This is a genomic window from Arthrobacter sp. H35-D1 (assembly GCF_030063185.1).
Classification (GTDB): Bacteria; Actinomycetota; Actinomycetes; order Actinomycetales; family Micrococcaceae; genus Specibacter.
The window spans coordinates 48,647-61,308 of sequence record NZ_JASISP010000017.1 but is presented as its reverse complement, the minus strand read 5'-3'; the positions used below and the strand labels follow the sequence as shown (position 1 = coordinate 61,308).

The 12,662-nt window shown below is 60.4% G+C and carries 5 protein-coding genes; 3 read left to right on the top strand and 2 right to left on the bottom strand.

Annotated features, from left to right (window positions below; genetic code table 11):
• Complete coding sequence (locus tag QMG25_RS14945; protein WP_283461599.1) at nt 1-1,287, bottom strand: ATP-binding protein; 1,287 nt, start codon at nt 1,285-1,287, stop codon at nt 1-3.
• Nucleotides 1,288-1,438: 151 nt separating this feature from the next.
• Here QMG25_RS14945 and QMG25_RS14940 point away from each other — a divergent pair, with 151 nt between their 5' ends.
• The 3 genes from QMG25_RS14940 to QMG25_RS14930 all read left to right on the top strand — a co-directional run bounded on the left by QMG25_RS14940 (nt 1,439) and on the right by QMG25_RS14930 (nt 7,367).
• Nucleotides 1,439-2,068 (top strand): malonic semialdehyde reductase, encoded by a 630-nt coding sequence (locus QMG25_RS14940; protein ID WP_283461597.1) that lies wholly within the window; start codon nt 1,439-1,441, stop codon nt 2,066-2,068.
• 324 nt (nt 2,069-2,392) lie between these two features.
• Nucleotides 2,393-6,751, top strand: coding sequence for a family 20 glycosylhydrolase (locus QMG25_RS14935; RefSeq protein ID WP_283461595.1), 4,359 nt, complete (start codon nt 2,393-2,395; stop codon nt 6,749-6,751).
• A 151-nt stretch (nt 6,752-6,902) separates the two neighbouring features.
• Nucleotides 6,903-7,367 carry a hypothetical protein gene (locus tag QMG25_RS14930; RefSeq protein ID WP_283461593.1) on the top strand — a complete coding sequence of 155 codons (465 nt, stop codon included), beginning with the start codon at nt 6,903-6,905 and terminating at the stop codon, nt 7,365-7,367.
• A gap of 122 nt (nt 7,368-7,489) precedes the next feature.
• Here QMG25_RS14930 and QMG25_RS14925 read toward each other — a convergent pair whose 3' ends face one another.
• Nucleotides 7,490-12,250 carry an endo-alpha-N-acetylgalactosaminidase family protein gene (locus tag QMG25_RS14925; protein WP_283461591.1) on the bottom strand — a complete coding sequence of 1,587 codons (4,761 nt, stop codon included), beginning with the start codon at nt 12,248-12,250 and terminating at the stop codon, nt 7,490-7,492.
• Nucleotides 12,251-12,662: the final 412 nt, after the last annotated feature.

Genomic DNA, 12,662 nt, shown 5'->3' with positions numbered 1-12,662 from the left:
CTACGTTCTTGCCAGGGCCGCGATGTCCTCCAGAAAATCCGCCGCCACGGCATCGCTGACAGTGGCCTTCGTCTCGGCGACAGTTTCCAGGTAGTCGGCCGTTTCCGGACCACTGCGTTTGGTGACTGAATCGTCGTCGTACACGGCCTTCTCCAAGGCACGCTGGGAAGCGCTGCGGGCGGCAAACTCAATATCGGCCGGTGAGAAACCTGCGCTGGCCTCCACCAGGGTGTGAACGTCGATCTGTCCGGCCACGGCGGCAGGTATGAAGCGCTGCCACATGGCGGCGCGGGCTTGCGCATCCGGCAGCCCGATCGGGATCACATAGTCGAAGCGACCGTGGCGAAGAAAGGCCGAATCCAGCGAGCGAATGAAGTTCGTGGCGCAGACCAGAATCCGGCCGGGCTGGTCGCGGAAGGCCGGGATGATCTTCAGCAGCTCGTTGGTCACGCCTTGCATGGGAGAAGGAGGCTCTCCCGAACGCTGCGAGGCGATCTCCTCCACTTCGTCGATGAACACCACTGCGTGCTCCAGCTCGGCGATGTCCAGGAAGGTTTGGCGCAGCGCCCCGGCGAGGCCACCGGGATCCCCAGCCAGCCGTGACGGGAAGACCTCCACGAACGGCCACTCCAACCGGGAGGCAATGGCCTTGGCAAAGGTGGTCTTGCCAGTGCCGGGCGGGCCAAACAGAACGACGGCGCGCGGCGGGACGACGCCAAATTCCTCAGCCAGTTCCGACTTGGCCAGCGGAAGGACAAGGCGCCGCTCCAGCAATTCCTTTTCAGCGCTCATCCCGGCAACCCTGTCCCACAGGTCCCGCGGCAGCAACCTCCCGCCCAACTCATCCATTGCTCCTAGTTCGGCACGCTGAACGGGGATCTTTCGCTCAAAATAGCGCAGGTTCTTCTTCACGACGAAACCCCGGCTGCTAAACGCCTCAAACCTCGTGGCGGTGTCGGGCATCAGTGCCGAGAGCTTGTTCAGCCCGTGGGCAGCCATGCGCTTTTCCACGGCGGCGAGCAGCAAAGTGCCAATTCCCTTGCCGCGGAAAGCGGGCAAAGTGGCCAGAAAAACTATCCATCCCTGGTCGTGTGCAGCACGTCCCACGGCGGCACCCACGATTTCCTCACCGTGGAGGGCCACCACGGCATGGTCCTTCTCACAGCTGGCCAGCACTTCGGACAAGTCGTAGACAGGTTCCACGTCTTCTTCGCGCAGCGCCTGCCACAGCTGGAGAATGCCTTCAACGTCGTGTGCATGAAAATCACGAATGGTCCATGTCGTCATAAGACTGCCGCTCCTTTGCGTTGGCCACTGTCCGCATCATGACACACCAGTGCCAATGTGTGCCATTTCACGGCCCGTGCGGAAACAATTCACGCGTGCCCGGCGCTGTACAACAGGAGCACCTTCCCCGGAAATAGAGAAAGCTGAGCACATGAGTCTTGACGTTGTCACCGAACCAGACCTGCACAATGAACTCGTCCTTGACAAGGAAGCAGCTGCTGCCTTGTTCCTTGAGGCCCGCACGGCCAACAACTGGGCTACCGGGGAGATTGCCGATGAAACTTTGCAGGCCGTCTACGCGCTGACCCGGATGGGCCCCACGGCCATGAACATCCAGCCGCTGCGCATTGCCTGGGTACGCTCGCCGGAAGCCCGTGAGCGCCTTGCCGTGCACATGAATGACGGCAACAGGGCCAAAACCCTCACAGCTCCCATGGTTGCGGTGTTGAGCTACACCACGGAATGGCATGAACTGCTTCCCACCACCGCGCCGCACATGTCCAAAATGGTGCCTTCGTTTGAGTCGAATCCCGATGTTCGCAAGCTCATGGCAGTGAACAACGCCCATCTTCAGGCCGGCTATTTCATCATGGCTGCCCGGGCTGCAGGATTGGCTGCCGGTCCCATGACGGGCTTTGACGCTGCTGGTGTTGACAATGAGTTCAACGCCGACTCCCCCAGCACATCCTTCATGGTGGTGAACTTGGGCCGTCCCAGCGACGTTGTTGATCGCGCACGCCTCCCACGCCTTGAATTCGACGCCGCCAACGTAACGTTGTAAGAACCTTTTACAAGCATTCACTTGTTTTGGGCTGACTCTTCAGCCGGCGCGTCGTCCTTGTTTTTCATGCAGGGCGGCGCGCTTTTTCGTGCCCTCCGCGCAAATGGCTGGAGTCACTGCATGTGCTTCAACACACATGATGACACATTTTCACCCATGCGCCCCCCTCTTTGAGGAAACTCCCCACCCAGCCATAAACCCCAAGACCCCAGCCGTCCACGTCAAATACTGGTTCCGCCTACTGATCTGCCGTTGATATGGATAACATGTACCTTGTGTGATCTGTATCTCTCCGTTCAGCAAAGGACAAGAAACTTGCGTTCCATGTGGAAAAAAACACTTGCGATGGCGGTGGTGACACCGGCGATGCTCCTGACCATGGCAGCCCCTCCAGCGGTGGCCGCCCCCGGCGACCCCGCTTCAACCAATCTAGCCCTAGCCTCGGCCGGGGCAACCGTCACCGCCTCCGGTGACGAGTCCGCCACGAGCAATGGTGCAGACCTTGCCATCGACGGCAGTGGCACCACGCGCTGGTCCTCGGACCATGCCGACGATGCGCAGCTGACAGTCAAGCTGGCCAAGCCTGCGGCGATTGACAAGATCGTCATCAAGTGGGAAAAGGCATGCGCAGCCCAGTACAAGCTGCAGGTCTCAAACGACGGCGTGACTTTTGTGGATGCCACGGACGTCATTTCGCGTGCCGACTGCGATCCGGAGACACCCGATACCCAGACCATCAAGTCTTCCTTGGTTGGCACAAAGTACCAGTTCGTGCGCATGCAGGGCGTCGCCCGCACGCCTATCAACGACGTGAAGTGGGGCATCTCCCTCTTTGAAATGGAAGTTTGGGGCGTCCCGGCGGCTCCCGCCAAAAACATTGCGCTGGCTTCGGCCGGGGCAGCTGTCACCGCTTCCGGCCAAGAAGTTGCCAATCAATGGGGTCCAGCCCTGGTTATTGACGGCGACACGGACGGCACCAAGCCCAACGCGCAGCAGTCCCGCTGGTCCTCAAACACGGCCGACGACGCCAACATCACCGTCAAGCTGGCTGCACCGACAGTCATTGACCATGTGGCCATCGTGTGGGAAAAAGCCTGTGTGGCGAAGTACAAGCTGCAGGTCTCAAACGACGGCACAACCTTTGTGGACGCCACGGGCGAGATTGCCCCGACCTGCGACACCCGCGACGTACAGAAACTCAATGCCGACGTTGCCGGGAACGAGTACCAGTACGTTCGCATGCAAGGAATTGAACGCACCCCGATCGGGGGCACCAAATACGGCATCTCCATGTGGGAGTTCGAGGTGTGGGACGGTGAGGAAGCCACCACGCCAGCACCTGTGTCAGAGCCCCTCAGCCTGATCCCGCTGCCGGTCAACTTGGAAACCCCGGATGAAGCACCCTTCAAACTCGGGGCAGAGTCGCGCATCGTTGCCAACAATCCCGTGACTGAGAAGAGTGCCAATTTCCTGGCTGAGCTCCTCCGCACCTCCACAGGACTGGCCCTGCCGGTAGTGGATGGCAGCACGGGCGACGACGATGACATCGTGCTCCTTCAAACACCGGGCGATATTCCCAACTTGGGCGCCCAGCTGCAAGCAGAGGCGTACACGCTCAGCGTTGATGCGCTTACAGGCGCCAAAGTCACGGCCGCCACGGACGACGGCATCTTCAATGGAGTCCAGACGCTGCGCCAACTCTTCCCGGCGTTCATTGAGTCCAAAACCAAGGTCAACGCCAACTGGTCCGCTCCAGCCGTGGAAATTTCCGATGCCCCCCGCTTCGACAAGCGTGGAATGATGCTTGACGTTGCCCGGGAATTCAAGAATCCCGACGAAGTCAAGGCCATCATTGATTCGCTGGCCTCCTACAAGATCTCCACGCTGCATATGCACCTCGCCGACGATCAGGGCTGGCGCATCGAGATCACCAATGACGGCAAAGCTGCTGGCGATGATATCGACTACAATCAGCTGACCGAGATCTCCGGCAAGGGCGGCATGACCCAGTTCGGCCGCACCTACAAGGACCTCCTGGGTCATACCGGTTTCTACACTCAAGACGAATACAAGGACCTGGTGGCCTATGCCGCCGAGCGGCACATCGAGATCATTCCCGAGATTGACGTCCCTGGCCACACTTCGGCCATTTTGCACGCCATCCCGCAACTCAACACCGCCGGCACGAAGCCCAGCGTTGACGAATGGGGCGTAGTTCCCGAAGATGGAACCGGCAATGTGGGCGTGTCCACCTTGGATGTTGCTGCCCCGCAGACCTGGACGTTCCTTGAGCACGTCTTTGGCCAGATCGCCGATATGACAACCACCAGTGACTACATCCACATTGGTGGCGACGAGTCCCATGTAACGGGCCACGACAACTACGTCGAGTTCATCACCAAGGCGGTGCAACTCATCCACGATTTGGGCAAGAAGCCCATTGGCTGGAACGAGGTCGCCATTGGCGGCCTGCAAGCCGGGGACGGCATTCAGTACTGGACCGGTGGCACCGCCGACACGTTGGCTGCCATCAAGGACAAGGGCGCCAAGCTCATGGTTTCCAATGGCTCCACGGCCTACCTGGATATGAAGTACAACTCCAAAACCCCGATTGGCCTGACATGGGCCGGCATGGGCGATTTCCCCCAGTACTACAACTGGAATCCGGCAGCAGTCGTCAAGGATGGTGCCGCCAACCTTGACGATTCAGACATCCTGGGTGTTGAAGCCCCGCAGTGGTCCGAGACCATCCGTGGAGGCAAGCAAACTGAATTCATGGTCTTCCCGCGCGTGATTTCCTTCGCCGAAATTGGCTGGACCCCCCAGGTACAGCGAAATGTTGCTGACTTCAAGGTCCGCATGGCATCCATGGGTTCGCGCCTGCTGGCGGCCGATACAAACTTCTATGACGGCAACCAAGCCAAGTGGACCCCCGCCATGGCAGGCCTGCCGGTGGCAGTCTCCCCCGGCAAGAGCCTGAAGCTTGACGTTGGCCAGCTGGCAGCCCCTGGCACCAAGGCATCTGCCGACGGTTCAACCATTGCCGTTGATGCTGTTGACGATGCCGACGGCGTGAGCGCCTCAAGCATCGTGGGCGATCTGGGCGTAAGCGTCGACTGGGGTGACGGGACAGACGCCACGTCTGCAGCCTTTGAGACCAAAATTGCCCGCAACCATATGTCGGCTGGCGGTCTTTACCAGCTGCAGGGCACGCACAGCTATGACACAGCGGGGACCTACACGGGCACCTTGACGGCATCAAACGGCACAACGGCACAGTTCACCGTGGTTGTTGCAGCCGGCACCGCCGATCCGGAGCTGCCTTACGAGTGGGATTCAAGCGAAACCCCCTCGATTGAAACGACCACGTCCACTGTCCGCGCCGGATACCGCGCCTTGACCACCTTGGCCGGCTTCGTGCCAGGCGAATATGTGACCCTCACCCTGGGCGGCAACAGGGTTGGCACCGTCCTTCCCAATGCCGAAGGCAAGGTGACCCAGCAGATGCCGGTGTACCCGAGCACCTACTCTGGCGAGAACGCACTCACTGCGACCCAGGGTGAGCGCACGGCCAGCACCACTTTGGACGTGGAGTCGAACGTGGTTCCCTTGCCCAACAAGATCACGCAGAGCGAGATCTCCATCGAATCAGTCACCTCCGAGGAACTGACTGATGAAGAATCCACGAACCGTCCTGCAACAGCTCTCCTTGATGGCAAGAAGGAAACTTTCTGGCACACCAAGTGGAGGAACGGTGCGGATGCTTTCCCGCACTCGGTCGTCTTTGACTTGGGCGAGAGTTACACGGTGACGGGCTTTGAGTACACCCAGCGCCAGTCCAACCCCAACGGCAAGATCAAGGATTACGAGATCTTTGCCTCCGACAGCCCCACCGACTTCGGCACCAAGGTTTCCTCGGGCACCTTCCTGGATGTTTCACGACCCCAGGTGGTCACCATTGAGGGTGGAAAAGTTGGCCGATACGTGAAGCTGGTAGGTCTGAACTCCATCGAAGGCAACGAATTTGCTGGCGGCGCCGAAGTGAACATTGGCGGCGTTCTGCCCGGCACCGAAACAGCCAAGCCCGCCATCACGTCCACGGTGGACACCGTCGAGGCAGGCAAGGACATGGCTCTGGACCTCAAGGGTTTCCCTGCCGACACAGAAGTTGAGCTGTCACTGGCTCCGGGCGGAATCTCCTTGGGCACCGTCACCACGGACACCGAAGGTGCTGCAAGCAAGACCATCACCATTCCGGCGGCCACCGCCGCCGGCGATTACACGATCTCAGCTTCAGCGGGCGACGCTACCGCGACGCTTGCCCTGGCTGTCACTGTTGCAGTTCAGCCCACGCCGACCACAGACCCGACGACCGAGCCCACCACGGACCCGACAACCAACCCGACGACGGACCCGACATCCAACCCGACGACGGACCCGACAGCCAACCCGACAACGGACCCCACCACGGACCCGACGTCTCCGTCAACGACGGATGCAGCCGGAACTGACAATCCGACGGTGAACCCGACGCAGACCTCGGCAGCGTCTGCAGCTGACAGCGACGACTTGGCCAACACAGGTGCCGCAACCACACCGTTCCTGCTCGGCGGATTGTTTCTGCTCCTGGCGGGTGCGGTCACGGTAGTCAGCCGCCGCAAACGAAATTCAACGCACGCCTAAGATACAGGCCACATAGCAGTATCCAAAGGGTGTGGGTCCACCGGAAAACTGCGGGTGGACCCACACCCTTCTGTTCCCCCAAGTCCGAGTTCCGGTCCGCTCCGGAATACCCACCCTTGATGTACTGTTTCTTCCTTGCCATAATCAAAAAATGACTACTGGGGAAAAACGCTTCGGCCGCACTTGGAAACCGCTGTTCGTTGGCGCATCGTTGGCCGCGTTGGGCCTTGCTTTGGCCGCGTGTTCCCCTGGGGGATCGGGCTCGATCCTCGACGGTATCAACACCACGGGTGCTGCACCGCCCTCTGGCAGCGTCATCAAGATGCAAGTGAGCGGTGACCAAGACACTGCTTTGGTCACGGCCAACGTGACGACCGGCGACGGCAACGAAATAGGTGAAAAAACAAAGTGGCAAAAGCTGCCCTACACGCAAGAATTCACATTGCCGCAAGGGCAGTCCCTTAACAAGATCTTTGTCTATGCCCAGTACACCGACAACAGCAAGGCCAGCATCTCGTGCAGCGTTGAAATTGACGGGAAGGAAGTTGCTGCCATGAGCGCCAACGACCCCCATCCGCTGGAGTGCTTTTTCGCGCCGGTGGAGTCCGCCAAGTAATTCCCGTCCGGTGCTTTCCAGACAAAATCTCCAGACAAAGCCTTCCAGATAAACACAGGAAGGGCCTTGTGCCACCCGAACTTCGGGTGGCACAAGGCCCTTCCTGTGTTTAGTGCTGGCTGCTAGGCCCTGCGACCACGTCCTGTCCGGCGCAGTCGAAGGCCCAGGGCCGCTGAACCAAGCAACAGCAGCAGTGCGCCAACGGCTGCATATCCGCTTACAGACGCGCCTGTATGTGCTAGGTCGTCGCTGTCAGTTGCAGGTGCCCCCGAGGTCTGCGTCGGCTTCACCGTCGGCTTGTCGGTCCCGGCCGGGTCAGTCGTCGAAGGAACCGTCGGATCCGTTGCCGGCGTCGTGGTTGCCGGCGGCGTCGTCGGGTCAGTCGTCGAAGGAACCGTCGGATCCGTTGCCGACGTCGTGGTTGCCGGCGGCGTCGTCCGGTCAGTCGTCGAAGGAACCGTCGGATCCGTCGTCGGCGGCGTGGTTGCCGGGGGTGTTGTCGGATCCGTCGCCGGGGGTGTTGTCGGATCCGTCGTCGACGCCACTACGCTGATGGCCAGTGCCCCTGAAGCTTCCTGACCAGCAGCATTGGTTCCGCTGGCCTGAACGGAGTACGCTCCCGGCACGGCATCCGCAGGCACAGCCGTCGCCAGCTTTGCCACGCCGCTTGCATCAGCGGTGGCCGATCCAAGCGCCTGGCCACCCGGGGCAAGGGTGAAGTCCACTTGGCTTTCGGGCAACAGATCGGTCACTGTGACGGTGAACTTGTCACCAGCCTTCAGTGCGTCTGCATCGGTATCAATGGAAAGCACCAAAGGGGAGGCTTCCGTCGCGTCGGGTTCGCGCTCGCCGGGTTCAAAGCCCACCGGCGGAGTGACGACAGGTTCGCTGCCGTTGGTGCCGTACACGCGCATTTCTGCAGCGGCAGCGAAGCCGAGCCCGTTGTGTGCGTTGAGGGCCTCAAACTTCACGTAGCGGGCGTTGTGGCCTGCCGGGATGGGAAGAGTCTGCATGTCCAGACCTGCATTCACGCTTCCCGTGGCAACTGCCTCGCCCCAGGTTTCGCCGTCGTCGGACACGTAGACCTTGTAGTCCTTGATGCGGCCATTGTCCCCGCCCGTTTGGCGGCCCTGGTAACCAAAGGCGGTCAGGTCATACGCTTCGGCCAGGTCAAAGACGACCCAGTGCGGGTACGGGCTGTTGACGGTGTCCCACTTGGAGTGCCAGATGGTGGACACATCCCCGTCCAGGACGTTGCCAACGGGGCCTGCGTCGCCCGTGGTGGATTGCTGGGAATCGGTGGTGACCTTCAATTTGTCCAACGGAACCATGCCGCTAATCTGCACCGGCAGGTTCACCTGGTTGGAGACAGTTTTGGTGACATTGTCGTTGAAGTACACGGCGGTGGGCGTCAGCTTGGTGGTGCTGCCACCTGAACCGGCTGCCGAAACCACCACCCAGGTGGTTGAAACGCTGGCGCCGGGCTCCACAATATCAAAGAGGTTACCGTTCTTTTCCTTCACCAGGAACGTCCACCCTTCCGGGGGTGTGCCCAGGCTCAGCTCAACGTTGCTGGCAGCCGTTTCCTCGCTGTTGACGAAAGTTGTCACAATTTCAGCCGGCACCTCCGGCGTCAGCGCCGGTACGGGCGCAACATCAAGCTTCGCACAGCCCGGCTGGTTTGCGGCGGGACCGAGGTCCCTGACCACCATGTTGTCCAGCACCATGTCTGTGGATCCGCTGCCGATGCGGCGCAGACCAACCCATGATGATCCGCAGCCGGCCACCATCTTGCTGGAGAAGCTCGTCGTCGACAGTGCCGGCGCCAGCGTCTCGTTGTTGGTCTCCTTCGTTTCCACAGTGGTTCCGGTCATCGAGTCAACCCCTGTCACCCACTGCCACTGGTTGGCACCGTTTGACTGGTAGTCGAACGTGATCTCGTATTCGTGGCCGAAAGTAAACGGCAACGTCACAGGTGCGGTGCGGTAGATCAGGCCGGCACGTTCGTTGTGCGCCTTCAGCGAGTGTGTGCCACCATTTTCGGTGATGACGTCATCCACCTGTCCGTCACCCTTCCACTCCTTCTGTGTGAAGGGTGCATGAAGCTGGCTGATGCTTGTCTGCGGATCGGACAACCCGCCGTTGTTGCCCTTGAAGAACGGGCCCCAGCCTGGCTGGTTGCCTTCAAAGCCCTCGGCGAAGACCACATCCCCGCCAATCTTCGGCAGGGTGGTGGGAACAACCGGTTGCGGGTTGGTCATGAGCGAATTCAGTGGCGCATTGATCATGACTCGAACGTTGTCGATGTTGACTTTTGCCGTACCCGGGGCTGCTGAAATCTCAATTTTCGCTTGTCCGTCGGCAGGTGCCGTGAACGTCAGCGGGGCACGTTGGGCGTACGTTTCGCTCTTGGAATCCGAGGCCATGCGGTTCTGCGCGGGTGTCACGTCGAAGGCGTTGGCGGCTTCGAGCCCGGAGCCGGTGGCCTTGAGCTCAGTGGCGCGGTGCTGGCCCGGAGCAATTTCGACGTCTGCGCTCACGGTATATTTCTGACCGGGGGTCAGTCCCATGATGCTCTGGGAAATGGACGACGCCGAGTCCCCCAGTACCGCTACATAGTCACCAAGGGCTGTGCGCTCGGCTGTGGCACCGCCGGTGGCGTTCCACGCAGTCAGGTTTCCGGTGTTGAAACCCGGGTCGATCAGTGATGTACCTTGGCCATAGTTGGCGGCAGGCTGCGGCGCCTTGCCACCAGCGGGGACGAGTACGTACGGTGTCGATGCATCTCCGGTGAGAGTGACCTTACCGGCGGCTGCCGCAACGTCGGTAACCTTGACGCGGCCGTTGTCGGTGAGTTTGAACAGTTCAAGGTTGCTGGTGCCGGCAAAGCTGGCCGGGAGGTCGAACGTGGCGGTTCCGCCGGCAGCATTGTAGAAGTAAAGCTTGGTGGCCTCGTTGGGGTTGGAGACCACATCCGGGTTGGAAACATCCTGCCACGGGATCAGGTACTTGTTACCGTCAATGACCAGCTTGCCGTCGAGGGTGACTTGGCGGACGCCGCCAACCATGTCAATGGCGACCTTGTGGCCGTCTGCGTCTTGCAGCTTCGCTGAAGTGCCAGGCTGCCAGTCCATCAGCTCGTAGTGCTGGAGGAACTTGGTGGGAAGGTTGTCGCTCCACACCTTGGAGTAGGTGGCGTTGAAGTCCTTCTGACCCGACCAGCCTTCGTAGTCCTTGACCACTTGGCCGCCCAGCAGGGGGTCAATGTTCCACAGGTCCCGGTCGGAGTTGGCAATGAAGCGGATCATTTTGGAGCTGATGCCCTTGTTGTCGCCATAGTTCTTGTCATTGGCCCAGTGCGACCAGATGGCATTGTTTTCAAAGCGGTGAGCGTACTCCGTGGTGATTTCGAAGCCCATTTTCTGCAGGTTGTTGGCAAGTCCATCTGCCATCGCACCGCTTTCCAGATAAGCATCAATGTAGAGGCTCTTCAGGCCGGGGACGGTGTCCTTCAGTTCCTGGAAACGGTCCAGCACGTGGCCCTTGCCCAGGTCGTTGCGCATGTCGATCTTGTACGCGCTGTTGAGCCAGTCCCATGCGCCCTGGCGGGTGCCGATCAGTTCTTCGCTGAAGTAGTGGGCTTGGGCGTAGGCTTCGGTGGCATTGACGTGGACCCCAAACTCGGTGTTGTAGTCTGCACCAGAGTTAACGAGGGTATTGAAATCGTCTACACCTCCGGCACGGGTGTTGATGTCATTGCCGTAGTCGGGGTGGGCCGAGTCGTGCCCTTCACTTTGGTAGCCCTTTTCCAAAATCCACTGGCCCAGGTTGTCCGTGGCCATCGAGAAACGCTTGACGTTGTCCAGCGTCTTCAGGAAAGGGTTGGTGGCGGCGCTGCCGAAGTTGAAGGGAATGCGGGCAACCACACGGTCCGGAATTTTATCCGAGCCTAGCGGCTTCTCGGCATTGTTGCGGTAGGCAATGGCAGCATCCTGCCAGTCCACTGTGCCCGAGCCGTTCACATCGCCCGCCAGCACCACAGTTGCCTGGGGCAGGTCAAAAGTTGATACGCGCGGGTCGCTGGCCCCTTTCGGGTGGTAGGTGAAGGTGCCCGGGGACAGCGATGCCACCTTTGCACCCGCGGTTCCATTCTCGACTTGCGAGAACAAACGGTTGTTCCACTCGTTGTTGCCTGAGTCTTCCGTGGCATTGGTGATGATGCCAGCAGCCAGGTTCTGGTTGTTGACGAAGCCGTAGGGCGTGCCCACGGCTTCCGCATCCACGGCAGTGGCCGTGGTGACCGGCAGGTACTGGTCCTGCGGGGCGACTTTGTTGTCGTTGTTCTTTGTGCGGGACAGCACGGCACCGGCCTCGGCCGAGCTGACTGACAGCAGCGAGTGGTCCGGGATGGAGAGGGTGTTGACCGAAGATTCACCGGCACCGCTGATCTTCGTGACCTTGAATTCCACCGTGTTGGCACTTGTGACCGTGATGGTGGAGGTAATGACAATCGCCGGGCTGGCGATGGTGGACTGGTAGGTTGCCGTGGCACCGCTGACCGTGACCGTGGTGGTGGCTGCCTTTGCCTCACCGTTGATCATGAAGGTTGTCAGGACTTTGCTTTGCCCACCGATGACTTCCCCATCGAGGGTGTAGGAAACCACCTGCGGAAAGGCCTCTCCCACGGCGACGGTCAGGCCATTGCCGTTGGTCAGAGCCAAGGTTCCTGCGTCAACCGGTGCAGCCATCGCTGTCGCGGCGATTCCCACAGCTGTTGAGGACATGATGGCCAGCGTTGTCAGCGTGGCCAGAGACCCCCGTAAATATCCTGCCTTGAGTTTCTTCCGGGACTTGCTGCCCGAAGGAATTTCACTTCCAGTCATCGAACCACCTTGCTAGGGCAGTGCCAGCTTGGCCCAAGGACTATTTGACAGCTTGGATTCAGCAGACCACTGCACATTTCTGTTATCCATAACATCGTAGTGTGTGATGTCCGCTACATTCAATGGCCGGGATCAATGTTACGGGTGAAGTTCTCGGTGCAGGCAACGGCAGGCAACGGCATGGGAACGGTATGGGAACGGCAAAGAACCGCGGCGTTCCCCCGCGTGAAGGCCGGGAGCCCCCCCGGTGCTTCCAGGAGGGCCTCCGGGCCGCGCACGGTCGGACTGAATTGCACACCTCCGCGGAATTGGGGGGGGTATCGCGGCCTCGGGCACACCCCCCCCCCCCCCCCCTGAGCCACCCCCCCACCGACACAGACAACCCACCACCAACACCATCTCCACCGCTTGG

What these genes read in the sequence shown, in the direction of transcription:
- QMG25_RS14935 (WP_283461595.1), top strand. Translation starts at nt 2,393, where the DNA reads ATGTGGAAAAAAACACTTGCGATGGCGGTGGTGACACCGGCGATGCTC.
- QMG25_RS14930 (WP_283461593.1), top strand. Translation starts at nt 6,903, where the DNA reads ATGACTACTGGGGAAAAACGCTTCGGCCGCACTTGGAAACCGCTGTTC.
- QMG25_RS14940 (WP_283461597.1), top strand. Translation starts at nt 1,439, where the DNA reads ATGAGTCTTGACGTTGTCACCGAACCAGACCTGCACAATGAACTCGTC.
- QMG25_RS14925 (WP_283461591.1), bottom strand. Translation starts at nt 12,250, where the DNA reads ATGACTGGAAGTGAAATTCCTTCGGGCAGCAAGTCCCGGAAGAAACTC.
- QMG25_RS14945 (WP_283461599.1), bottom strand. Translation starts at nt 1,287, where the DNA reads ATGACGACATGGACCATTCGTGATTTTCATGCACACGACGTTGAAGGC.